Source organism: Psychrobacter immobilis (assembly GCF_904846235.1).
Taxonomy (GTDB): Bacteria; Pseudomonadota; Gammaproteobacteria; order Pseudomonadales; family Moraxellaceae; genus Psychrobacter; species Psychrobacter immobilis_C.
The window spans coordinates 63,721-87,834 of the sequence record NZ_CAJGZN010000015.1 but is presented as its reverse complement, the minus strand read 5'-3'; the positions used below and the strand labels follow the sequence as shown (position 1 = coordinate 87,834).

The window sequence follows — 24,114 nt, the reverse complement described above, 5'->3', positions numbered from 1 at the left end:
TCATAAGGATAAAAAATGAGTCAACAATATACCATCGCTGATTATTTGTTTGATCGTGTCGCAGAAGCGGGTGCATCTGAGATATTTGGCGTGCCTGGTGATTTTAACTTAACTTTTTTGGATAACGTTATTGCTTCTGACAAGTTACGCTGGGTGGGTAATACCAATGAGCTAAATGCTGGCTATGCTGCTGATGGTTATGCACGTGAGCGTGGGTTTGCCGCCATGGTGACGACTTTTGGCGTAGGCGAACTATCAGCGATTAACGCGACCGCAGGTTCTTTTGCTGAGTACGCGCCGGTATTGCATATCGTAGGTGCGCCAAGCACAGCGCTACAAGACTCAAAGCGCCGTATTCATCATTCGCTTGGTGATGGCGTATTCAACCATTTTATTAAGATGGTCGAGCCAGTGACGGTAGCTCGTGCGCAGCTTACTCCTGAGAACGCTGCCTCAGAAATTGATCGAGTGATTCGCTTGATTCTCAAAAAGCATCGCCCAGGTTACTTACTCTTATCACCAGACGTTGCGCGCCAGCCTATCTATCCACCAACGACTAAGTTGATCGATAGTCAAGAAGACATTACTAGCCAAGCGGCATTATCAGATTTCAAGCAAGCACTAACAGAGTTTTTGCCAAATAAGACTACCACACTAATGGCAGATTTGATGGTGCATCGTTTGGGATTGCAGCCACAGCTCAAAGCATTGATCGCTGAGACAGATATTCCTTATACCACGCTATCTTGGGGCAAGACGCTGCTTGATGAAAATAGCGAACGTTGGGCAGGCACTTATGCGGGTGTTGCTTCGCGTCCAATTGTCAAAGATGCGGTAGAAAACTGCGAATGCCTGATCAAAGTAGGGGTGCAATATACTGACACTACTACCGCAGGGTTTAGCCAAGATATCAATGAAGATGTGGTCGTAGACTTGCATTATGAGCGTGCTTCTATCAGTGGTAAGAACTTTGCACCGATTGCGCTAAAAGATGCGTTGCAAGCCCTGCATGAAGTGATGACCTCTGGCATTAACATCGTGCCAAAACCTTTCTGTGAAGAAGTTAAGCCGCACGAACAAAAAGGCAAAGACAGTGAGGCTATCCGCCAAGATGATTTATGGCATATTATCGCTGACCGTTTAGATCACAATAACTTGGTGTTTTCTGAACAAGGCACAGCCTATTTTGGTATCAGTGATGTGCGTTTGCCAGAAGGGGTGACGTCATATGGACAACCAATGTGGGGGTCAATTGGTTACACGTTGCCTGCCAGCTTGGGCGCAGCAATCGCATCGCCAGCTAAACGCAGTGTGTTATTAATTGGTGACGGTTCAGCATTGTTGACTGTTCAAGAGTTGGCGGTAATGATTCAAGAGCGCATCAATCCTGTGATCGTCTTAATCAACAATGACGGCTATACGGTAGAGCGTGCGATTCATGGTGAAAACCAATACTATAACGATATCCCTAAATGCGATTGGCAAATTATGCCGCGAGCATTTGGCGCGACAGAAGAAAATAGTGTACTACTCAAAGCAGAGACGGCAGGCGAGCTAAAATCTGCTTTCGACAAAGCTGCTGCGACTACCGATAAGCTTATAATGATTGAGGTAATTGCAGACAAGCACGATATCCCGCCATTGCTAGCAGACATCAGCGCCGCACTAAAGCCAAAAAAGGATTAAGTAGTTCGTAAAAGCTTACTTAATAGAAGTAAATAGCCCCATTTAGCAACTTAGCTAGATGGGGTTTTTTGCATTTTTTTATCATACGGATTAATTAATCAGCAATTGCTCTTATGTCAGTTTGCAGACTTTAGTATTATGGCGGATTGGGCTACGTTCAGCCTTGATAGTCAACAGGAGACAGACCCGTCGTGATTTGGTTAAAAATGCTTATCGGCGCATTGATGGTACTGGCGATTCAAATGTTCGCCCAAACCCGATTTTTCTATTTGGCGGCACTTGCGCCGCTATTCCCCACTTTTACGTTAATCAGTCACTTTATTGTTGGTACTGAGCGCAGTCCCGCTGATTTAAAGGTCGCGCTGATATTCAGTATGCTTGGCGTCATACCGCATTTGATTTATACCTTTGTGGTGTTTTTTAGCATCAGTTATATGAGCTTATATAAGGCATTGCTATTAGGCGTAGTCGCTTGGACGGTTGCGGCTGCGATTCTGGTACTGACATGGCAGTACATTCAAGGTTAAGCATCAGCAACATACAAAACCTTTTATCATAGCAATAGCATTTTATAAGATTTTTTAATATTTGAACTTTTTTATTGAAGTATTTTTATTGATTTAATATTGGCTGCTAGTTCTGATGGTGATGCTAATATCATTATAAATAATTGTCATTCATATTTTGAATAATGGCCGCTTATGATAGGCTCACTGGTGTAATATCTCCTAACAGCAAGATAACGAAAACCCCATCGCAATCAATTACTATTCTTAATAATAAAAAATAGGGCTCAAAAAAAATGGATACCTTAAATATCCTGTATCTCGTCGGCGCAGTATTAATTTTCGCCAGTATCATGGCGAGTACATTATCGGCGCGCTTAGGCGTACCATTGTTGTTGCTGTTTTTGATAGTGGGTATGTTGGCAGGCGAGCAGGGTATCTTGGGTATTGAGTTCTCTCAGTATGCGCTAGCCAATTTCGTTGGGCAAGCAGCCTTAGCCTGTATCTTGCTAGATGGTGGTTTACGTACGTCCTTTAAATCGTTCCGAGTGGGTCTAAAACCTGCGATTACGCTGGCCACGTGGGGCGTGTTGGTCACAGTCATGGTGCTAGGGGTATTTGTCACTTGGCTGCTCGATGTCGATTGGCGTTTTGGTTTACTGATGGCGGCGATTGTCGGCTCGACCGATGCCGCAGCGGTATTTTCTCTATTACGTAATGGCGGCGTCAAGCTCAATGACCGTGTGCAAGCCACGCTTGAACTTGAGTCTGGTGCCAACGATCCTTTGGCTATTTTGTTAGTCACTGGTTTGATTGCCCTAAATGTTGATCCTGATGGTCAGACCGTATTTGGCTTTTTAGTTTTATTGCTACAGCAGCTGAGCTTTGGGCTAGGGATGGGCTTATTGTTCGGTTATTTCTTATCTCGATTATTACCTAAGGTACATTTAGCAGAAGGCATGTACGCCATTTTGATTCTCTCTGCTGGCTTGGCCGTGTTCGCCGCGACCAATCTCATTGGCGGCAGTGGATTTTTGGCGGTATACCTCACTGGTGTGCTAATCGGCAACCACAAGGTGCGCTCGACAGAGCATGTCATGCGAGTGATGGACAGCTTTGCTTGGCTGTCTCAGGCAGTGCTATTTGTGGTGCTAGGGCTACTGGTCACTCCATCAAACGTCCTCAATGTCTGGCATTATTCGGTTGCGATCGCGCTCTTTATGATCTTTGTAGCGCGTCCTATTGCCGTCTATACCAGCGTAAAACCTTTCAAATTCAAAGACAGAGAGATTGGGTTTATTTCTTGGGTTGGTTTGCGCGGTGCAGTGCCTATTACCTTGGCGATTTTACCTGTCATGGCTGGTATAGATAACGCCTTTATGCTGTTTGATATTGCCTTTGGCGTCGTCGTTCTGTCGTTGATTTTGCAAGGTACGACCATCCCTACGATGGCCAATCTATTTAAGGTACGTATTCCAACCAATAAAGACCCGAAAGAAGAGCATGAGGTCTGGGTGTCCGATAAGGCCAGTATCACGCTGTATGAGTTTGAGGCAAAGTCGGGTGCATTTGCCATTGGGCGTCATCCTATGGGTATATCCAAAGGCATCAACCCAGATGAAATTAGTGTCTTTGCGCTAGTCCGTAATCAGCAAATCGTAGTAGTCGATGACAACACAAAGCTAAAATTCGGCGACAGTGTCTGGTATGCGATGAGAGGTAATCACGCGAGCAAAATTGCCAAGATTTTTAATGACACGACATTAGATCGCAAAGCTATCGATGATTTCTATGGCGATTGGTTGCTATCACCGAGTGTTAAGCTTGGAGATTTGCCGTTTTTTACAGGAATTATGGCGTCGGAGACTCTGGTAAAAACACTCAAAACGTCTGATGAAGACAGCGCAAAAAACATGTGGGAGCAGACGGTAGCCGAGTACGTGAAATCACATTTAGGTACCGCGCCAGTGTCGGGCGATACCGTTGTGGTGAGTGACGAGTGGTCATTGGTGATTAAGGAAGTCGATGACAAGGGGAAGCTAAGAACCATTGGTCTAAAGTATCAACAACCGTCTGCAATAGTGTAATAAATCGAGTGGTATCTTATAACAAGTTCATCATCTTATTCAAAAAATCAGCCGCTTGTTTAGGCTGATTTTCTCGATATGCCCAATGGTGCTCGACATCATAGCTTGCCTCATCAGGCAGTAGTATTTTCATCAGTCCCATACCTTCATAACGCTTCGCTAAATCACGCGGCAAGTAGCCAACATGGTGACCCGCAAGGATAAGCTGCGCTGTCGCCTCCATATGATAAGTAGTCGCGCTTAACGTCTTGGGGCGAATATGATTGATATGATGCTCTACCACATAGCCTCTTTTTATCCACGGATAGTTCTGTTCTAAATCCTCAAAAGTTAATCCTTCTGAGTTGTAAAACAGTCTATGCTCGCGTCCACAGCAGACCACTTGTTTTTCAACAAATGCTGGCTTAAAGGTCAGTAAAGGTGGAAAGCTGCCAAAGTATCCCACGCCAATGTCACTCTCGTTACTTAAGAGCTTTTCTAACATGCTTTCAGGGCTTTGTACGTCGATAGAAAAGTGTATTAACGGGTTATTACGGTAGCTGTTGGCTAGACGTTGTCTAAGCGCATCGTAAAAAAACTTGGGCATCTGATCAATCAAGCAAAGCCTGATGTGCCCGCCGTGAACTGAGTCTAATTGTTTAATATAATGCAGCTGATGTTGAAAGCTGGCGACTGATTCGGTAAAGCCCAAACATGCCTCGTAAACAGCGGCACCGTCCTCTGTGAGCTTAAATCCTGCTCGGCCACGATGACACAGCGTCATTCCTAAGCGGTCTTCTAAATGCGTCAAATGTCCACTGATCACAGAAGTAGTGACATTCAAACGCGACTGGGCGGCCGTCACGCCTTGGCACTCTACGATAGCCATAAAGCTGCGTAGTGTTTTGATGTCTATCTTTATCAGTTCATCCAATATCAAAAGCGGCTCCTCATTTATCAATCAATATCATCTTTTAATCGATACTTCTTTTCATAAACTTCTGATAGCGACCTATAAGCGCACTTTACTACGAAAAAATAGAAGTTTACTTCTAAATTTTACCATGGTTCCTTCTCTTATATTTATGTATTGTCAATGGCATGTAGCAAATTGTGTACTTAAACCAAATAGAACAAGGAAGTAACTTATGACATTCAATCAACCATTAAGCGGCAATGATATGCCAAGATTTGGCGGTTTCGCTTCTATGATGCGTCTGCCAACTCAGGCCGATGCTGAAGGGTTAGATGTGGCGTTTGTTGGCGTACCTTTAGATATTGGTGCATCCAACCGTAGCGGTGCAAGATTGGGTCCTAGACAGATTCGTGATGAGTCAAGAATGATTCGTCCCTACAATGTGGCCACTCGCGCTGCGCCTTTTGAATCATTACAAGTCGCTGACATCGGCGATGTGCCTATCAATACCTTCAACCTGCTAAAAAGCGTTGATATCATCGAAAAATTCTATACCGATAAAATCGTCAAATACGGCGCGATTCCTCTAACACTAGGCGGCGATCATACTATCGCGTTGCCTATCCTACGTGCACTTGCCAAAAAACATGGCCCTGTTGGTATGGTGCATATCGATGCTCATGCTGATATCAATGATGATATGTTTGGCGAAAAAATCGCTCATGGTACGCCGTTCCGCCGCGCTGTTGAAGAAAACCTCATCGATGGTAATCGTGTGGTACAGATTGGTCTACGTGGTACAGGCTATAGCGCAGAAGAGTTTGACTGGTCAACTGAGCAAGGATTCCGCGTGGTACCTGCTGAAGAGTGTTGGTATAAGTCGCTAACACCGCTTATGGCTGAAGTACGCGAAAAGCTAGGTGATGGTCCTGTTTATTTGAGCTTCGATATCGACGGTATCGATCCTGCCTTTGCCCCAGGTACGGGCACTGCTGAAATCGGCGGTTTGACATCTACTCAAGGTATCGAAATCATTCGCGGTATGCGTGGTCTAGATGTGGTCGGCGGGGATTTGGTCGAAGTATCACCACCGTATGATCCATTTGGTAACACCTCGGTATTGGCGGCGAACTTATTGTTCGAGATGCTATGCATCCTGCCGGGCGTACGCTATGACGACAAGGTTAAGGCAGTTTACTAGTCGTTAAGTCTCAACATGATAACCGTAAAAGGAATGGGTTATTAACAATCTCTTATTGGTTAGATGTGGAGTATAGAGTAGCTTTATCGGCACCAGTGCAATGACTGGTATTAATATAACTCGGTTAAGGAAGACACTAATGAGTAAACCTTCTTCATTTTTTGGTCAAGATACCCTTTCTCCAAATGAAGCTGGACACAGTTTGGGTTCAATTGGTACGTTTGCGCTGTGGTTTGGTGCCAATATCGTAGTCACGACCATCTTAACTGGGATGTTGTTGGTACCAGATCTACGTTTTACCACTGCTATAACGACCGTACTCATTGGTTCTTTAATCGGTGCAATTCCACTGCTTTTGGTTGGTTTGATGGGCCAGCGTACCGGTTTGCCATCGATGGCTCTGACACGTAGAGCTTATGGACCACTTGGTAGCCAGTTGATTTCACTGGTAAACATGGGTGTACTTATTGCGTGGAGCTGTATTCAGGCGCTGCTCGCTGGCATGAGTCTGAATTACGCGATTGAAGCGACTACAGGTTATAGTAACCTGCCACTATTTGTGATCTTGTGTGAGACAGTCGTGGTGCTAATTGTGCTACGCGGTCACCTCGGTATTGAGCTTGTCGAGCGTTGGGCGGCACTAGCCATGGCCGCGCTTACCGTTATCGTGCTCTATCAACTTAATCAACATTATGATGTATCGACCCTGTTTGAGATGCCAGTTGAATCACGTAATGGTATTACGCTAGGTATTGCGTTTGATATCGTCATTGCCACTGCGTTTTCTTGGATGTCTTCAGCGGCTGATTACAACCGCAACTGTAAGACTTCAAAGATTGCCGTATGGGGTACTTACTTTGGTTATATCATGGCGGCTATCGTTGCTATGGGTTTGGGTGCGACGATATCAGGGCTTTCTATCTTAAACGGTATGGAACAGACTTACGACCCGACTCGTCTGCTTGCTGACTTTGGTTTTGGTCTGCCAGCTGCTCTAGTTATCTTCTTTTCAGTCATGACAACCAATGTAATGGCAGTCTATAGCGCAACGCTATCCTGCATGAACGTTGCTCCTAACATGAGCTTTTGGAAACCTGCACTTATCATTGGCTTGGTCACTATCTTTGGGGCGCTGATACCAGGCATTTTAGACCAGTTCCAAAACTTCTTATTGATCGTAGGTGCACTCTTTATCCCAGCATTTTCAGTCATGATTGTCGATTATTACCTTGTTGGTCAGGAAGGCTACACCGCAAAACTGCTTGACTCTACCAAACAGTTAGGCCGTCCTACTGCAAAGATTGCTATCGCAGCATATCTAATCGGTGCAGCGCTTGCCGCATACTGGACTTTAATAGCGCCTCCGTCTTTCGGTGCTTCATTACCTGTCTTTATCATTACTGGTGGACTGTACTGGTTAGGCGCGACTCTGTTCACTCGTCCTAGTAGCGCTGTCACTTCAGCTCAAAAGGAGCCGTCATTGTGAAATTGATGATTGCTCAAACCAATCCTTTACTGGCTGAAGCGACGGCCAATCTAGAAGCTTTAGAGTCGCTTTGCCGCCTAGCAGTAGAGGCAAAAGTAGATCTGCTCGCGTTGCCAGAGCTTGCATTCACAGGCTACAACATCTTTGAGCATCTTGATCGCTTAGTGCAAACTATCGATGGTCCAATTGTCACTGAGGCAGCGAGACTTGCTGATAGATACAACTTGCATTTATTGTTTGGTCTCGCTGAGCGCCAGCCTAATGGTAAGTTAAGCAACTCTGCCATACTACTAGATGACAATGGGCAACACCTTGCGACTTATAACAAGCGTCATTTATGGGATCGTGAAAACGAGTTCTTTACAGCAGGTAAAAAGTCCTGCGTGGTTGATACTAGGTTCGGCAAATTGGGTTTAATGATTTGCTACGATAATGAGTTCCCAGAGGTGGCAAGAGAACTGGCACAAGCGGGGGCGGAGGTCATACTGTCACCGACAGCAAATATGTTGCCAAATGCAGAGCGTCAAGTACCGCAAATTCGCGCTCGTGCCATGGACAATCAATGCTTTGTTGCTTGTATCAACCGCTCAGGCGTAGAAGACACCCTTCATTACTGTGGTAATAGTATCGTTGCTGGTCCCGATGGCGAGGTAATCGGCAGGCTTGGTTTGACCGCTGGCACGATGATAGTAGATATTGATCTTGCCCGTATTGATGAGAGTCGTATGCATCAAAATTATCTTAAGGACCTGCGTGTTCTTAAAGATACTCATGTCGTTAATGGAGCTGACTTATGAGTGAGCAGTCATTACCTCGAATCAAACCAGAAAATTGGTATCGAACCACCACGCTCAGTGACGGAATCACACTTATTGATGAGCCATGGATTAAGCCGTTTTTCCGCTGCAATCTGTGGCACGTACGAGGTAGCGAACGCGATTTATTAGTAGATTTTGGGTTAGGTGCTGTACCATTGCGCCGCCATGTCGCTTTGCTCGCTGATCGCGATATCGTTGGTGTAGCCAGTCACACCCATTTTGACCACATTGGCGCGGCAAATGAGTTTGACTGCTGTCATGTCCATTCTGCTGAAGCACACATCTTAGCTGAACCAGACAATGCTCGTACTTTGGCAGATATGTTTGTTAACGATGAGATGTTTGACGCGCTACCGCCTGAACCTTATGCCCATTGCGGCTATAAAATTGCTGCACCAGCGAAAATTATGCAGCTTGAAGACGGTGACGTGATTGATTTGGGCAATCGTCAATTTGAAGTGATTCATACGCCGGGTCATTCACCAGGTGGTATCGCCTTGTGGGAAGCTGCTAGCGAAACGCTGATTTCTGGTGACCTTATCTATGATGGCCCATTAATTGAAGATACGTGGCACAGCAATATGTCTGACTACGCTAAGAGCATGCGCCGCTTAAACGCACTGCCGGTGCGAGTCGTTCATGGTGGGCATTTCCCTAGCTTTTCAGGTAAACGCTTAAACATCATGATTGATGATTGGTTACGACAACATGACTTGTAATGAATAGCACTTAATTATTATTCAAAATTAACAGCGATTTAAAATAACTAACTACTCTAAATAAAAAGCAACTTCAAATAAAAACTTTAACTTAATACTAATTATATTTTTCAGGATGACTGACCCATGACCCAATTGACGCAAAAGCCTTCTTCTTTGTCTGAAACTTCCTCATTGACCTGCGGTGAGCTATTGGTGCAGTGGCTAGAATATTATGGTGTAGAGACCGTTTTTGGTATCCCTGGTGTACACACGGTAGAGCTGTATCGCGGCCTTCCAAATACCAATATCCGTCATGTGACACCGCGCCATGAACAAGGCGCTGGGTTTATGGCAGATGGCTACTACCGTGCCTCTGGCAAGATTGGCGTGTGTTTCATCATCACTGGTCCTGGTATGACCAACATTATGACGGCGATGGCGCAAGCACTGGCTGATTCGATACCGATGCTAGTGATATCTAGTGTCAATAAAGTCAAAGACACGGGTAGTGGCGAAGGGCATTTGCATGAATTGCATGATCAGCAAGGCATGATTAGCAAAGTAGCATTGACGAGTAAGACCATTTGGCAACCTGAATCGTTACCTAAAGTCATTGCAGAAGCTTTTGCCTTATTTAACGGTGCACGTCCTGGCCCTGTACATATTCAGCTGCCTATCGATGTCATCACCGCTGATGCTAGCCATGTTGCTAAGCCGCCTAAGTTAACTGCTGTAGCAAATAGCGAAGCTGGTACAAATAGTGTGAGCCTATCGCAGGTTACAAGACCACTGCCGAATCCTACGCAATTAGACCTAATCGTACAGTCATTAAAAACCGCGAAAAATCCCGTACTACTTTATGGGGGCGGCTGCGTCGATGTCGATCACGATGCACAGCGATTGGCAGAGCTGATAGATGCGCCAACGTTTTTGACGATTAATGCCAAAGGCTTGCTGCCACCTGGTCATCCATTAAGTTTAGGTAGCAACCAGTCATTAGACGCAGGTCGAGCCGTGATTACCGAGGCCGACTGGGTGTTAGCGATTGGTACTGAGCTTGGCGAGACTGACTATGATGTGTTCTTTAATGGTGAGTTTAAAATCAACGGTACGCTGGTACGTATCGACTGTGATGCCCAGCAATTGCAGCGTCCATTTAGAGCAGATATTGCAGTACTGTCTGACGCACAGATGGCGATTAGTGGTTTATGTAGCCGCTTAGAAGGTCAGACATTCGATCATCAAGCACTGTCACGTGTCAATGAGGCAAAGCAGGCCATCTTGAAGGATGTAACGACAGACTTTTCGGGTCAAAATGCTTTACTGAAGCTGATTAGAGATGAGGTAGAAGACGTCATTTTTGTTGGTGATTCAACGCAGCCTGTCTATAGCGGCAATCTTGGTCTTGAAGCCTTGGCGACGCGTAAATGGTTCAACTCATCGACGGGTTTTGGCACATTAGGCTATGGTTTGCCTGCTGCTATTGGGGCCATGGTTGGCTCAAATCTACCCGTCGTCAGTCTAATGGGTGATGGCGGTATTCAGTTCACGATTGCTGAGCTCATCTGCGCCGCCGAGCTTGAGCTACCATTGATTGTTTTGCTATGGAACAACCAAGGCTACGGTGAGATTCGTCGTTACATGGAAGAGGGCGGTTTACCACTAATTGGCGTCAACATCAAAACACCAAACTTTGAGCCATTAGCAGCAGGGTTTGGCGCTGGCTATCGTAGAATCACCGATAAGCAGCAATTGCTAGACGCATTAAAGACAGACACGAAAGGTAAACAGCCGATTATTTATGAGATTGATGAAGCAGATGATTTTCTAAAAGAAATGGCTGAGACAGTGACTTATTTTAGTTAATAGTAATACTGGCTCTAATGCCACGGATAATCACGAGACTGATAGTCACAGTTCTAAAAAACGACAAACGCTGGTTACGCAAGGAAGCACGTTCATGACGCCAAATGCTAGAGAAATGTCAAAAAGTAGACATGAGCAAATGCTGCGTTTGTTGACGGAGCTTGCTGCTGTCGTTGGTACGACCAATGTATTGACAAAACCTAGCCAACAGCAGTCTTATGTGCAAGGTGCAATTGAGGCTATCACAGACGCTACCGTCGCAGTTGTGATACCGCACTCTCTTGTGGCACTATGGCGCGTCATTAATATCTGTGCCGCTGCCGATGTGATTATCATTGCTCAAGCAGCCAATACAGGCCTAACAGGTGGCTCAACGCCGAATGGAGATTATGACAGGCCGCTAGTCGTAATCTCTATGCAGTTATTGGGCGGTGTGCATTTACTTAATGATGCAGCAGAACTGATTGCTTTGCCAGCCGCTACTTTGCAGCAATTAGAGTCCACCCTTGCGCCACTAGGGCGTGAGCCACATTCAGTACTGGGCTCTAGTTGCGTAGGTGCATCGGTGATAGGCGGCATCTGCAATAGCTCGGGCGGGATGTTGGTGCAGCGTGGACCTGCCTATACTGAGATGGCGTTATTTGCCAGACGTAATACCTCAGGAGCGTTTGAGTTAATCAATCATCTGGGACTGGATTTGGGCACACAGCCAGAGGAAATGCTAGAGAACCTGCAAGCTGGCACGTTTAATAAGGTCTCAAACAGTACGAGCAACAGTAACGCCTGCACCAACCATCATTATCAACATAAAGTCCGTGATTGTGAGGCAGAGACACCTGCTAGATTTAACAACGATCCTAACGGCCTGTATGAAGCGTCTGGTTCAGCTGGCAAGGTCATTGTATTTGCGGTAAGGGTAGCGACCTTTGCCAAGCCCAAGCAAGAGCAAACATTTTATATCTCGACCAACGACGCTGACACCTTGACCACACTCAGAAAACAATGGTTAAAAAGCGAGTTGAAATTGCCCGTGTTAGCTGAGTATATGTATAAAAACTATAACGACATCACGATGTACTATGGTCGAGACACTTGCTTGAGCATGCGTAAGCTTCCTGCTAGCAAGATAGGGTCGCTGTATCGACTGCAAGCAAAGATTGGCTACTATCTGGATAAGTGGCATCTCCCAAAGACGCTGCCAGATCGGATATTACAGATGACATCTAGGTTTATGCCGCCGTCGTTACCAGCCACTTTGACCACGCAGGCACTCTCATATAAATACCATTTGATTATAAAAGTCGCAGATGGTTTTGTTAACGACTTTGATAATGGCATTAATAAAGATTCTAATAAAAATGATGGCAACAATATCGCCGCTGCGCAGGATTTTTTGCAAAACTATCTACAGCAGTATCAAGGTGCGCTGCATGTGTGTACAGAGCTTGAATCGCAATCGTTATTGGTATTTCGCAGTGCCGCGACCGCTGCTATGTTCCGTTATCATAATTTAAATCAAGATAAATTTGGCGAGCTGCTATCGACCGATATTGCTTTACCTAGAAATGCCGTAGATTGGGACGAGACTCTACCTGAACACTTGCAAGAACAAGTCAGTAAAACCTTTTATCTGGGGCATTTTTTCTGTCATGTCATGCACCAAGACTATTTATTAAAACCTAAGACCAATGCCAAGCAATTCAAGGATGAGCTGCTAGCATTTTATGACCAACGTCATATTGAGTATCCTGCTGAGCACAATGTGGGGCATGTGTATCCTGCTAAAGCTGAGCTATATTATTTTTATAAGAAACTGGATCCAACCAATTCGCTTAACCCAGGTATTGGTCAGACAGAGAAATGGAAAAACTGGCAATCATCGCCCATTAAGGAGAAATTAAATGACGAGTTATATGGATAAATCGCAGCAGCCGATTTTAGGGAATAATACGGTTGATCCAGCAACGCCAAAAGCAGGACAGTGGCGTGCAGCAATGTGGAAGTTCCTATTGTTTTCAGCACTGGGTATTGCACTTTTTATCATACCGTTTGAGTGGGATGGTAAGGTCACAATTTTATTGGGTGTGTTGACCGATACGCTACAAACCGTGTTAGGTGGATTTGTAGCCTATATTGCGATGGCGATAGTGACTATCTCCGCTCTTGGTGCACTGGCAGTCAAAGCGTTAAAGTCTAATTTGCATGAAGATTCATTGGTAAAAAAGCTTTTTGATGTTGATTGGTTTTGGCTGTCCACGCGTTTTTTAGGTATGTTGTTTGTTTGGATGATTTTCCTACAAGTCGGCCCCGAGTTTATTATCAATCGGAATACGGGCGGCGTCATTTTCGAAGATTTGATTCCTATTCTGATTCCGTTGTTTTTCTTCGCCATTTTATCGCTGCCATTTTTGACAGACTTTGGTTTGATGGAGTTTTTGGGTACCTTAGCCAGTAAAGTATTTATCAAACTCTTTAAACTACCTGGTCGTTCTGCTGTCGATGCAATGTCTTCTTGGTTTGGTGCAGCATCTATAGGCTTGCTAGTCACCATGCAAGAGTATGACAAAAGCTTCTATAGTCAGCGTGAAGCCGCCATTATCGCGACCACATTTTCCGTCACTTCTATCGCCTTTACCTACGTAGTTGCCAAAACCATCGGCGTAGACAATAACTTCGTTTTCTTTTATCTGACCATTGCGCTAACTGGTTTCATCGCTGCGATTATCATGCCGCGTATACCGCCCTTATCACTCAAGCCTGATACGTATCACTCTGGCGAAAGCATGCTAGATGAAGGCATTCCTGCTGAATATACAACGTATAAGTGGGCAGTTAATCGTGCGGTTACTCGCGCGCATTCTATGCCAAGCTTAGGTAAAGTGTTCAAACGCAGCGTACACAATCTGTTTGATATCTATTTTGGACTGATTCCTGTTATCTTTGCGATTGGTACCATCGGTCTTGGCTTAGCAGAGTACACGCCAGTCTTTAATTGGCTTGCGACACCACTTGTACCACTACTTGAGTGGTTACAGATTCCGGAGGCGGCAAAGGCTGCACCTGCCATGATTATGGGCTTTGCAGATATGTATCTGCCAGCGCTAGTTGGCAAAAGCATTGAAAGTGAGATGACACGATTTATCGTTGGTGCTGCCTCAATTACTCAGATTATCTATATGTCTGAAGTTGGTGCGCTGATTTTGAAGTCAAATATCAAGCTAAACGTGTTAGAGCTATTTTTAATCTTTATCCTTCGCACGCTTATCAGCCTAGTAGTCATTACATCAGTGGCGCATCTACTGTATTAGTGGCGCGTCTAGTATTCACAAGGCGTCTAGCCTGACGATAATATGCAAATGGTCGGTTTTTCTGTAGGCAGTTAAACCGACCATTTAGCCAATCACATTACGGACGTTACGTACATAAAGACAATTTGATCAAAAATATAAGGCGATTGACCATTATGGAAATGCTGAATTCTACAAACTTAACCAGAGAAATTGCGCTACAAGCAGCTCAAAACGAAGTTGTATTAAATGCCGCTTATATCAATGGTGACTGGGTTACGATTGAAGCGCTCGCGACCGATTCTGGTGATGCAAGCTTTGATAATACGAATAATCATGCGTTGTATGATCCAAATTCAGGTGAGGTGATTGCAACGGCACGCTTATGCACCAGTGCTCATGTAGAGCAGGCAGTCGAAGCAGCTGATGAAGCCTTTGCTAGCTGGTCACAGACTAGTGTAAGTGAGCGTGCTCGCTATCTAAATGCGATTGCAGAGTCTATGGAGCAGCAATTCGATACCTTGGTTGGACTGTCTGTATTAAACAACGGCAAACCAATTGAGGAAGCAAAGATAGACGTCGGCGATGCCATCGCCTGCTATCGCTACTATGCCAATCTCATCACAGAGCAAGCAACGTGGTCTAAGGTCTCAACGCTTGAGTCAGGCATTCGTTTGTTAAAGACGTACTCGCCAGTAGGTATTTGTGCGCTGATTACCCCTTGGAATTTCCCAATGGTGACGACCTCTTGGAAGTTGGCCCCTGCGCTAGCGGCAGGATGTACCGTGCTATTGAAACCGTCTGAAGTGACACTATTACCAGAGCTTATGCTAGGTAATATCTTGTCTGAGATTGACTTGCCAAAAGGGGTGGTTAATATCTTACCGGGTGCTGCTGAAGTGGGCACTGCTATGACCAGCCATCCGCTGATTGACAAAGTATCGTTTACTGGTAGTAATGTAGTCGGCGAAAAGGTGATGGTTCAAGCAGCAAAAGGCATCAAAGACATTAGCCTAGAGCTGGGTGGTAAGTCTGCCATCGTGGTATGCGCAGATGCTGATATTGATTATGCTTGTGATTTAATCATTGGCGGTATATTTACCAATGCAGGTCAGATATGCTCGGCCACGTCGCGATTGGTTGTACATCAAGATATCGCTGAGCAGCTGTTTGACACATTAAAAGTAAAAACAGAAAGTTTGCAGATTGGTGATGGTTTTGCGACAGAGACGCAAATGGGTCCATTGGTGAGTGAGCAGCAGCTGAACCAAGTTAAAAAATTCTTTGAGATTGCGACAGCTGAAAATCTGGACTGCTTAACTGGCGGTGAGCTATTAGAAGCATCTGGCTATTTTGTAACGCCAACTGTCTATACGAATGTGCCAACGACCAGTCAATTATGGATGGAGGAAGTGTTTGGTCCTGTATTAGTCAGTACAACCTTTACTGACGATGCAGAGGCTATTCGCCTAGCCAATGACAGCAAGTTTGCTCTAGCAGCAACCATCGTGAGCGCCAATGAGACTGCCGCACTCGGGATGGCGCTACAAATCAAAGCCGGGCATATCTGGATTAACGAGCAACAAATTGTGTTGCCTGAAACTGGGTGGGGCGGGTTTAAACAAAGTGGTATCGGACGTGAGCTAGGCGGCGATGGTTTGTCCGCTTATCAGAAGAGCAAACACGTATTACTGACCGATTAATTGGGTTTTTGACTAGATTGTCATTAGCCACTATAGAGTGGCTATTTTCTAGCTATCAGCATGACTGTTGAATTATTGTAGAGTGATTGTTGATAGCTAGGTCGCGCTCTAGCATTACGTTTGTTTACCAGACCGTTTCTTATATTAACTTTACTGTCGCACCCATTCAGGATAAAATTGAGCAATCATTCAAGTTTTATAGCCGTGCCCATTTTTATATGAGGTCACGGCTTTTTAAATGGGGCACATTATGTCACGCACCGCACTTTACAACCGTCATGACGCCTTGGAGCGTGCGCTACAGCTTTTTTGGCAAAAGGGTTTTCATGCCACGTCTCTAAAAGACATCGAGCAAGCACTCGATATGCGCCCAGGCAGTATCTATGCCGCTTTTGGTAATAAAGAAGGTTTGTTTCAAGAAGCGCTAGAATACTATGCACGTCTAGGTTTGACCGAGCTTGAGCGAGTGTTGAGCCATTATGAAACGCCTTTATTAGGCCTTGCCGCTTATATACGTCAGCTTGGTGGGATTCGTGATAAGGCGTTACCGAGCCGAGCCTGCATGCTGGTCAAGAGCTTACTAGAGCTGGGTGCGCGTGAGCAGAAAGCGTTAACCAAGGTGGAAATGCTGCTGGCAGGTATGGAGACGCGTTTTATAGAATGCTTTAAAGAAGCGCAGAATGTCGGTGAGATGGATCGTGAGCTTGATCCGGTTAGGCTTGGTCGCCGTCTACAGGCAGAAGTCATGGGATTGCGTGCCTTTGCCCAGCGTGACATAGAGAGCTCGACGGTACACGCCCTTGCTGAAGATATGGCTTTATCTATAGAAGCACTGCGACTAGATGATTCAGTAAATGCTTAATAGTGTCAAGGTCGGTTATCCAACACAGCGTATATCTTCAGACGCTTACTTGGTAGATTCTAACTGCTTGAGAGTATGATATCCACCATGTATACGAGTAAAAATAGTAACAGCGCAGGCAGTAGCAAAGATACCAGCCAGTAGCACAAAATGCTGAGGCCAAATGCAAAGAGCAATAAAAAGAGCAATAGTCTCGGTGCCCTCGGTGAGGCCGTTGAGATAATAAAAGCTCTTATATTTAAACTGAGGCTTATCTAATTGAAATTTTTCTGCAGAAATCGCAAAAGCCAAAAAGCTCGAACCTGTCCCAATAAATGCCGCTAACAACAAGGCACCTGCAATAGCATTTTGCGCAGGATTGGCTAAAATGAACCCAAGTGGCACAGCGGCATAAAACAAAAAATCGAGGGTGATATCTAGGTAGCCGCCAGCGCTTGAGCTTTGCTTTGCGTAGCGTGCCATTGCGCCATCCAGTCCATCAAAAATACGATTCAATGTTATCGCTGCCAGTGCGCCATACCATAGCTCAAACGCAAGTAGTGGTAATGCCAACATACCAATCAAAAACCCAGCTACCGTAAGCTGATCAGCCGTGATGCCGAGCTTATGCAATGTCGCTACTATTGGTGTTAGCAGCGGCTTGATAACGGGCGTAATGAACTTGTCTAACATGCGAGCTGCCTTTTATATTTTGCTTTCTTTGTCATTTTGACTGAGTGTTTGACTCTGATGTCCAAAATTATCGTCCTACATAGATAACTTTACCGTTAGCTGCTTCAGCGTCGCTTTGGTCGTGCGTGACCATAATAGCAGGCAACTTATGAGTACGAATCTGATCGAATACCAATTGCCGCGTATCCATTCTCAATTGAGTATCAAGTTTGCTAAACGGTTCATCAAGTAGTATCGCTTTGGGCTCACTCAGTAGCGTACGTAGTAGGGCGACACGTGCTTGTTGACCACCTGATAGGTTATCAGGATGACGATCTCCCATCCCTTCTAAGCCCACTTGCGCTAAAGACTGCGCTATTTTTTCAACTCGCTGTCTCTTATTTCCTTTTGGCATAGCAAAAGCAATGTTGCCCGCGACTGATAGGTGTGAAAACAGCAGTGCATCTTGATACAGCACACCAATACGGCGCAAATGGGCTGGCAGGTGAGTCACGTTTTCATCGTTCAACCAGACAGTACCCGTCGCGGTAAAATCGCTCGCCAAAGTGCCTGTCAGCCAGTTCAGCAAACTGGACTTACCACTACCAGAAGGCCCCATCACGGTTAGGATGTCGCCACCAGCGATGTGCTCATTGATACTCAATAACTGCTCGTTTTGACGAAACAGTTGTAAGTCTTTTATCTGTAGAGATGATGGCATCAGGAACCCTTTATTTGCGTTTTCTATGACTAATTATTTTAATATTGAGTATTTTTAGCAGCTAGTTTTTTCATAATGGCTATTTTCGATAGCTGATACTTTTCACAACTGTTCTTATTCATGAACAGCTTGCTACCGAGCGCCACTTCTAAAGAAATATTTGGGTAGCATCCAAGCCAATATAAAACCGATGAGCGGTAGCGCCATTTGCATAATTGCGTAGACAGCACTGGTACGTCTACTGGCACCATTTGCCAATGTCACCGCTTCTGTCGTGATAGTGGCAATACGTCCACCACCTGCCAATAGAGTTGGTAAATACTGACCAAAGCTGATCGCTAGACCGAGTGCTATAGCAATTAAAATAGGGGCAAATAACTGTGGTAGTTTTATCTGAAAAAATACTTTCATTGGTGCAGCACCAAGGCTAGCGGCCACATGAGCGAAACGTGAGTCTAAGCGTTGATAGCTACTGGCCAGTGATAAAAACACGTACGGTAGCACGAATAAAAGATGGGCAAATGCCACATTAAAAAATTCTGATTGATGATTGGCCAACTGCTGTAACCATACTAAGCCGAATAGAAACGCAATACTTGGCACTAGTAGCGGTAAGTAAATAATAAAACTGGTGAAGTGTGACAATGGTTTAGCACTTAATTGCTCAGCTTCCAAGCATAGCAAAGTTAGAAAAACAGCAAAGGCAGTACTGACGGCACCAATGCTAAGCGTATTGACCAGTGGTGTGCTCATTTGGGTAAAGGCGCTTTGAAAATGTAGTAGCACGAATTGCTCTGGTAGCATCGCCGGAAACCGCCAAAACCCTGCAAATGCCCATAACACAAGGCCGGCTAGTGACAGCAGCATAAAACCAATCACGCCTACGGTAAGTATAGCGGTGACTTTTTGCCAGATAGTATCTGCATAATGACGCTTGCCATTGATTGACGAAACACTAAACATGGCTTTGATCGTTTTTTCGCCGCCCAGCCAAAAGGCAACTAAACCTGCTGTCAGTACGAGTTGTAATAATGCGCCTGCTGATGCTTTGATACGCAATGTCAGGTCGACATCGTTGAACCATTGTATGATAGAGACGGCAAGCGTTGGCGGTGTATTAGGACCCAATATCAATGGCATCTCGACACTCGCACTGGCATAGGCCAACACGGCCAAAATCGGTAAACGTAGAAAAGGATATAACAAGGGCAAGACCACCTTAAAAAAAGCAGTAATTGGGTAATAACCTAAATTGAGCGCAACAGTATATTGTTGGCGCAATTTTTTGCCAAGTTCAGGCTGAGCAAGCGCGCCCAGTGCCATTAATAATAAAAACGGCAGCTCTTTTAAGGTTAAACCTAAGATGATACTGATACCGTATGGATCATGTGGAAACATACCATCGGGTGCCATCTCCCAACCAGTTAGCCACGGGGAGATGAGCCGTGCAAACATACCTGACGGCGCAATCAAAAACCCAACGGCAATGGCTGCAGCTGCATGAGGAATGACTAAGATAGGACTTAATAAATGCTCAATACGCTGCAACCAAACACTGTTAAAAAACGCAGCCAATATCATCAGGGCAATAACAAAAGCGAGTAGGGTGCTGATAAGTCCTGTAGCAAGACTTAACGCAGCCATCTGCGTGATGCCAGGCGTTTGCCATAGGTCTATAAACCCTTGCAGGTTCAAGGTTGTTTTTTCTAGGGCAGGAACCCAGCTTAGGGCAGGCAACAGTACACAGATAAGGCCACAGAGTACGGGTAGTATTAATATGAGAATTAAGAGTTTGGGACTAAAAGACACGATACGCGTAAACAGGTCTTTTTTCTCAAGCGTAATAGGTCTAGGACTATCACCTTTTTTCGTTATTTTATCAAAGCCGTGGCTCATGGACTCACCCCATAACGTGCTTGCCAGCCTTGCTGAATGGCCTCTACCCAACTTGGATGCGGCTCGCTTACCGTGCGTTTGACACTATCAAAGGGCAGGGCGCTTGGATGGGGCTGCTTGGTTTTGAATAACGCTTGTTGTGCAGGGCTAAGCGTAGATTGGACCAGTACGCTTTTGTCACCCCATACCGAAGGGGTTTGTTTTTTTGCTTGGGCTTCTGGACTCATTAAGAAGTTGGCTACTAATTGTGCTGCCTGAGGGTGGCTGGCATTATAAGGGATAGCGACAAAATGAGTATTGCTTAAGCTGCCGTCACTCATCGCATAGCTGCGAATGCTCTGGGGTAAGTCATAACGCTGTACGGCTGCAGGAACTTCTGGTGCTGAAAAGGTAAAGGCCAGACTCAGCTCAGTATCATCGACCAAGCGCCGCATCTGCGCACCTGTCTGCACGAACTGCTCGCCATTACGCCATAAGGTTGGATGAAAACCATCCAAAAACGCCCATAGCGGATCTAATATGAGCGCGGTGTTTTCTTCAGTGGCAGGCAAGTTGAGCTGTACGCTAGTGTTTTTACCCGTTTGAGCGTCTTTTTGTTCATGCAGCATAACTAAGACGTATTTTAAGAAACTCATACCCAAAAAATCAGGTGGCTGTGGGTAGCTAAAACGGCCAGGGTTTTGTGCTGTCCAAGCGGTTAGCTCAGTTAGCGTTGTTGGCGGTTTACTGGTCGACAGGCTGTCGTAATAAAACGTCAAAGAGGCTTGTCCCCATGGTGCTTCCATGCCGTTGGTCGGCACACCAAAGTCGAAATTTACAGTTGGATTATTCTCTGGGTCAGTTAGCGCAAAATTGGGTAGCTTGTTTGCCCACTGTTTAAGTAATAACGAATTTTCACTCATGGTGGCAAAGTTAGCACCATTAATCCAGACCACATCAACACTGCCTTGATCGTCATTATGAGCAGATTTTTCTGCGAGTACACGACTGACTGCTTCACTGGTGTCACTCAATTTGACATGGACTAAGTTGATATTATATTTATCATCGACTTGATCGGAGACCCATTGTAGATAAGCGTTAATCTGTGGATCACCGCCCCATGCATAAAAGTAAACATCTTGGTTGCTGCCTTGGGCCTCTATCTGCTGCCAAGGTGACAAGTCTTGGTTAATATTGGCAGTAGTTGGCGATGCGGTGCTTGCTGATATACCAATACAAATGCTCATCACCATAGCGTAGGTGCTGTATCGCGTAAGACGTTTGAGCATCGGTAAAGCGGTAATAACGCGCATTCAAGTTTCCGTTATGATTTAAATGTTAGTAAAGCTGGTAAAGATTTCATAGTCTGCCATGTCAAACCAAACAGATATCACAAAATCTAAACCAGCTTTATTAGAGTCTTTTAGAACTTTGCTGCTAATTGCATCATTTAATGACGTTGATCAGCAAACTGCCATTAATTAACCGCGACGCCAAGTATGGTATTTTTCTAACCAACTTAATACGGTCTCAGGGGCGTGAGCACGTTTCCACTCACCAGCGGCGTATTTGTTACCTTCAGCCCAAGTCGGGTAGCTATGAATGGTGCCCAATATTTTATTAAGACCCAGACCATGTTTCATTGCTAATACAAACTCAGCGATTAGGTCGCCTGCATGTTCAGAAACCACCGTAACACCCAGTATTTTGTCTTTGCCTTTTGGCGTAATGACTTTGATAAAGCCTTTAGCCGCGCTATCCGTAATGGCGCGATCGAGCTCTTCAAACTCAAAACGAGTAATCTCGTAATCGATGCCTTTATCAATGGCTTCTTGCTCGTTGATACCGACACGAGCGACTTCTGGGTCGATAAACGTAACCCACGGAATGACGCGATAATCTACTTTAAACTTTTTCAGATTGCCAAATAAGCCATTTACGGCGGCGTACCAACCCTGATGGGCAGCGACATGAGTAAACTGGTATGGGCCAACGATATCGCCTGCGGCAAAAATATTGGGATATAACGTCTCGAGATATTCATTGGTTACGATAGTACGATTGGTTTCGATACCTAGCGCCTCTAAACCATAACCTTCAAGGCGTGCGCTACGACCGACGGCACAAAGTAGCTCATCATACTCGATATCGATTTCTGTTTCATTGTGTTTGACGATAATGTATTTTTTGCCATCACGTATCTCGCAGCGCATTGCTTGATGTGAGGTCAAAATATTGACACCGCTTTCAGTGAGCGACTGGTGAGCAAAGGTAGACACTTCAAGGTCTTCTTTGCCCATAATACGATCGCTCATCTCAATTTGCGTCACGTTAGAGCCTAAGCGAGCAAAGCTTTGCGCAAGCTCGCTACCGATGGGTCCGCCGCCTAGTACTACTAGCTTTTTCGGGGCTTCTTCTAGCTCAGAAAACTTAGTCCATAGCCTGTCACTGGTTACGTAACCTGTTTCTTCTATACCTGGCAGAGGTGGCACAAATGGACGGGCGCCCGTGGCAATGACGATGGTGCGCGCCGTTAGGGTTTGCATGCCGCCGTCATTCAGTTGAATCTCTACTGTCCACGGGTCAACTAATTTAGCATAGCCTTTGACCACATCGACGCCCAGATTGGTATAACGCTCAACGCTATCGTGCGGTGCGATATCAGCCACTACTTGCTGTACGCGTGCCATCACTTTTTTGAATGAAAACTGCGGTACAGTGTTCTCTAGACCGTAGTTTTCTCCATGACGAATTTGATCAGCGATTTTTGCGCTCTTAATGATAGCCTTACTAGGTACACAGCCATAATTTAGACAATCACCGCCCATCTCACCTGCTTCAATCAGTGTGACTTTCGCTTTTACCGCGGCGGCAATGTAGCTTGTGACCAATCCGCCAGCGCCAGCGCCAATCACAATCATATTGCGATCGAACTTTTTAGGTTTGGTGTGGTTTTTACAAACACGGCGTTTTTTAAACATATTCAACACTCCTTTTGCTATTAAGGGGAAGAAACCTAATAACGCAAACGAGACAATTAAGTTGAAAGATAAAATACCCGATAAGCTGTCTATCTGTGCCAGCTGTGTCCCTGCATTGACGAAGACAAACGTTCCAGCCAGCATACCGATTTGACTGACCCAGTAATAAGTCCATGTTTTAATAGACGTCACGCCCATCAATAGGTTAATCAAAAAGAATGGAAATATAGGTACCAGACGTAAGGTAAATAAATAAAATCCACCTTCTTTTTCGACGCCTGCATCAATAGCTGCCAACCGCTCAGGAAAGCGCTGTTTGATGGTGTCACGCAGTAAATAGCGCGATGCCAAGAAGGCAATGGTAGCACCAATACTCGATGCAAATGACGCAACGAGTAATCCCTGAACCAAACCAAATAGCGCACCAGCGGCTAGCGTCAGAATCGCAGCGCCTGGTAAGGAGAGGGCAGTGACGACAACATATAGTAAGAAAAACCCACCGATAATCAATAGCGGTGACTGCGCTTTGTATTCATTAAATTGCGCCATCGACCCTTTTAAGCCATCAAGCGTCAATAATTGATTTAGGTCAAAATAAAAAAAGCTTGCCGCTAATATCAATATTAATAGTATTAAAAATATTCTTTTAATCATGGAAAATCCGGCCAAATAAGGGAGCAAAGGCTAAAATCGTAGTTATTACTCAAGCAGTAGAATACTCATCATCTGAATAACTAAACTTAAGTAACAATACTTAAGTAACTATAGTTGAGTTACGTGGCGAT

General features: G+C 45.1%; 18 protein-coding genes. 12 read left to right on the top strand and 6 right to left on the bottom strand.

Features of this window, described 5'->3' with window-relative positions:
* Nucleotides 1–15: 15 nt before the first annotated feature.
* The 3 genes from JMX07_RS10770 to JMX07_RS10760 all read left to right on the top strand — a co-directional run bounded on the left by JMX07_RS10770 (nucleotide 16) and on the right by JMX07_RS10760 (nucleotide 4,279).
* Nucleotides 16–1,686: an alpha-keto acid decarboxylase family protein gene (locus JMX07_RS10770; RefSeq protein WP_201607889.1), complete on the top strand. Its 1,671-nt coding sequence runs from the start codon at nucleotides 16–18 to the stop codon at nucleotides 1,684–1,686.
* Between the two features lie 191 nt (nucleotides 1,687–1,877).
* On the top strand, nucleotides 1,878–2,213 hold the full coding sequence (locus JMX07_RS10765; protein WP_224737711.1) for a GlpM family protein: 336 nt from the start codon (nucleotides 1,878–1,880) through the stop codon (nucleotides 2,211–2,213).
* Nucleotides 2,214–2,488: 275 nt separating this feature from the next.
* Nucleotides 2,489–4,279, top strand: a complete 1,791-nt coding sequence (locus JMX07_RS10760; protein ID WP_201607887.1) for a potassium/proton antiporter — start codon at nucleotides 2,489–2,491, stop codon at nucleotides 4,277–4,279.
* A 16-nt stretch (nucleotides 4,280–4,295) separates the two neighbouring features.
* Here the strand turns inward: JMX07_RS10760 and JMX07_RS10755 are convergent, their stop codons facing one another.
* Nucleotides 4,296–5,198: a LysR family transcriptional regulator gene (locus JMX07_RS10755; protein ID WP_227511139.1), complete on the bottom strand. Its 903-nt coding sequence runs from the start codon at nucleotides 5,196–5,198 to the stop codon at nucleotides 4,296–4,298.
* A gap of 208 nt (nucleotides 5,199–5,406) precedes the next feature.
* Between JMX07_RS10755 and speB the strand changes: the two genes are divergently transcribed.
* The 9 genes from speB (at nucleotide 5,407) to JMX07_RS10710 (ending at nucleotide 17,098) form a co-directional block, all read left to right on the top strand.
* The gene (gene speB, locus JMX07_RS10750; protein WP_201607885.1) at nucleotides 5,407–6,375 is read left to right on the top strand and encodes an agmatinase; all 969 of its coding nucleotides are present in this window, start codon (nucleotides 5,407–5,409) and stop codon (nucleotides 6,373–6,375) included.
* A gap of 139 nt (nucleotides 6,376–6,514) precedes the next feature.
* Nucleotides 6,515–7,861: a purine-cytosine permease family protein gene (locus tag JMX07_RS10745; RefSeq protein WP_102093380.1), complete on the top strand. Its 1,347-nt coding sequence runs from the start codon at nucleotides 6,515–6,517 to the stop codon at nucleotides 7,859–7,861.
* A 5-nt stretch (nucleotides 7,862–7,866) separates the two neighbouring features.
* The gene (locus tag JMX07_RS10740; protein ID WP_227684794.1) at nucleotides 7,867–8,658 is read left to right on the top strand and encodes a carbon-nitrogen hydrolase family protein; all 792 of its coding nucleotides are present in this window, start codon (nucleotides 7,867–7,869) and stop codon (nucleotides 8,656–8,658) included.
* Complete coding sequence (locus JMX07_RS10735; protein ID WP_201607881.1) at nucleotides 8,655–9,398, top strand: MBL fold metallo-hydrolase; 744 nt, start codon at nucleotides 8,655–8,657, stop codon at nucleotides 9,396–9,398. Before JMX07_RS10740 ends, JMX07_RS10735 begins: the two co-directional genes overlap by 4 nt.
* 126 nt (nucleotides 9,399–9,524) lie before the next feature.
* A complete protein-coding gene (locus tag JMX07_RS10730; RefSeq protein ID WP_201607879.1) occupies nucleotides 9,525–11,246 on the top strand; it encodes a 5-guanidino-2-oxopentanoate decarboxylase in 1,722 nt (573 codons plus the stop codon).
* A 94-nt stretch (nucleotides 11,247–11,340) separates the two neighbouring features.
* Complete coding sequence (gene dld / locus JMX07_RS10725; RefSeq protein ID WP_201607878.1) at nucleotides 11,341–13,167, top strand: D-lactate dehydrogenase; 1,827 nt, start codon at nucleotides 11,341–11,343, stop codon at nucleotides 13,165–13,167.
* The gene (locus JMX07_RS10720) at nucleotides 13,148–14,554 is read left to right on the top strand and encodes a YjiH family protein (protein ID WP_201607877.1); all 1,407 of its coding nucleotides are present in this window, start codon (nucleotides 13,148–13,150) and stop codon (nucleotides 14,552–14,554) included. Before dld ends, JMX07_RS10720 begins: the two co-directional genes overlap by 20 nt.
* A 155-nt stretch (nucleotides 14,555–14,709) precedes the next feature.
* Nucleotides 14,710–16,236, top strand: a complete 1,527-nt coding sequence (locus tag JMX07_RS10715; RefSeq protein WP_227684791.1) for an aldehyde dehydrogenase family protein — start codon at nucleotides 14,710–14,712, stop codon at nucleotides 16,234–16,236.
* Between the two features lie 250 nt (nucleotides 16,237–16,486).
* A complete protein-coding gene (locus JMX07_RS10710; RefSeq protein ID WP_201607876.1) occupies nucleotides 16,487–17,098 on the top strand; it encodes a TetR/AcrR family transcriptional regulator in 612 nt (203 codons plus the stop codon).
* Between the two features lie 45 nt (nucleotides 17,099–17,143).
* Here JMX07_RS10710 and JMX07_RS10705 read toward each other — a convergent pair whose 3' ends face one another.
* The 5 genes from JMX07_RS10705 to JMX07_RS10685 all read right to left on the bottom strand — a co-directional run bounded on the left by JMX07_RS10705 (nucleotide 17,144) and on the right by JMX07_RS10685 (nucleotide 23,878).
* Nucleotides 17,144–17,770 (bottom strand): CDP-alcohol phosphatidyltransferase family protein, encoded by a 627-nt coding sequence (locus tag JMX07_RS10705; RefSeq protein ID WP_201607875.1) that lies wholly within the window; start codon nucleotides 17,768–17,770, stop codon nucleotides 17,144–17,146.
* A gap of 67 nt (nucleotides 17,771–17,837) precedes the next feature.
* Complete coding sequence (locus JMX07_RS10700; RefSeq protein ID WP_201607874.1) at nucleotides 17,838–18,470, bottom strand: ATP-binding cassette domain-containing protein; 633 nt, start codon at nucleotides 18,468–18,470, stop codon at nucleotides 17,838–17,840.
* Nucleotides 18,471–18,602: 132 nt separating this feature from the next.
* The gene (locus JMX07_RS10695) at nucleotides 18,603–20,366 is read right to left on the bottom strand and encodes an ABC transporter permease (protein WP_201607872.1); all 1,764 of its coding nucleotides are present in this window, start codon (nucleotides 20,364–20,366) and stop codon (nucleotides 18,603–18,605) included.
* Nucleotides 20,363–21,661 (bottom strand): ABC transporter substrate-binding protein, encoded by a 1,299-nt coding sequence (locus tag JMX07_RS10690; RefSeq protein WP_201607870.1) that lies wholly within the window; start codon nucleotides 21,659–21,661, stop codon nucleotides 20,363–20,365. Before JMX07_RS10690 ends, JMX07_RS10695 begins: the two co-directional genes overlap by 4 nt.
* A 168-nt stretch (nucleotides 21,662–21,829) precedes the next feature.
* The gene (locus JMX07_RS10685; RefSeq protein ID WP_265088366.1) at nucleotides 21,830–23,878 is read right to left on the bottom strand and encodes an FAD-dependent oxidoreductase; all 2,049 of its coding nucleotides are present in this window, start codon (nucleotides 23,876–23,878) and stop codon (nucleotides 21,830–21,832) included.
* Between the last annotated feature and the right edge of the window lie 236 nt (nucleotides 23,879–24,114).

Coding starts and splice junctions, on each gene's coding strand:
- JMX07_RS10715 (WP_227684791.1), top strand. CDS start 14,710: ATGGAAATGCTGAATTCTACAAACTTAACCAGAGAAATTGCGCTACAA.
- JMX07_RS10705 (WP_201607875.1), bottom strand. CDS start 17,770: ATGTTAGACAAGTTCATTACGCCCGTTATCAAGCCGCTGCTAACACCA.
- JMX07_RS10760 (WP_201607887.1), top strand. CDS start 2,489: ATGGATACCTTAAATATCCTGTATCTCGTCGGCGCAGTATTAATTTTC.
- JMX07_RS10690 (WP_201607870.1), bottom strand. CDS start 21,661: ATGCGCGTTATTACCGCTTTACCGATGCTCAAACGTCTTACGCGATAC.
- JMX07_RS10770 (WP_201607889.1), top strand. CDS start 16: ATGAGTCAACAATATACCATCGCTGATTATTTGTTTGATCGTGTCGCA.
- JMX07_RS10710 (WP_201607876.1), top strand. CDS start 16,487: ATGTCACGCACCGCACTTTACAACCGTCATGACGCCTTGGAGCGTGCG.
- dld (WP_201607878.1), top strand. CDS start 11,341: ATGACGCCAAATGCTAGAGAAATGTCAAAAAGTAGACATGAGCAAATG.
- JMX07_RS10740 (WP_227684794.1), top strand. CDS start 7,867: ATGATTGCTCAAACCAATCCTTTACTGGCTGAAGCGACGGCCAATCTA.
- JMX07_RS10745 (WP_102093380.1), top strand. CDS start 6,515: ATGAGTAAACCTTCTTCATTTTTTGGTCAAGATACCCTTTCTCCAAAT.
- JMX07_RS10700 (WP_201607874.1), bottom strand. CDS start 18,470: ATGCCATCATCTCTACAGATAAAAGACTTACAACTGTTTCGTCAAAAC.
- JMX07_RS10720 (WP_201607877.1), top strand. CDS start 13,148: ATGACGAGTTATATGGATAAATCGCAGCAGCCGATTTTAGGGAATAAT.
- JMX07_RS10695 (WP_201607872.1), bottom strand. CDS start 20,366: ATGAGCCACGGCTTTGATAAAATAACGAAAAAAGGTGATAGTCCTAGA.
- JMX07_RS10685 (WP_265088366.1), bottom strand. CDS start 23,878: ATGGCGCAATTTAATGAATACAAAGCGCAGTCACCGCTATTGATTATC.
- speB (WP_201607885.1), top strand. CDS start 5,407: ATGACATTCAATCAACCATTAAGCGGCAATGATATGCCAAGATTTGGC.
- JMX07_RS10735 (WP_201607881.1), top strand. CDS start 8,655: ATGAGTGAGCAGTCATTACCTCGAATCAAACCAGAAAATTGGTATCGA.
- JMX07_RS10730 (WP_201607879.1), top strand. CDS start 9,525: ATGACCCAATTGACGCAAAAGCCTTCTTCTTTGTCTGAAACTTCCTCA.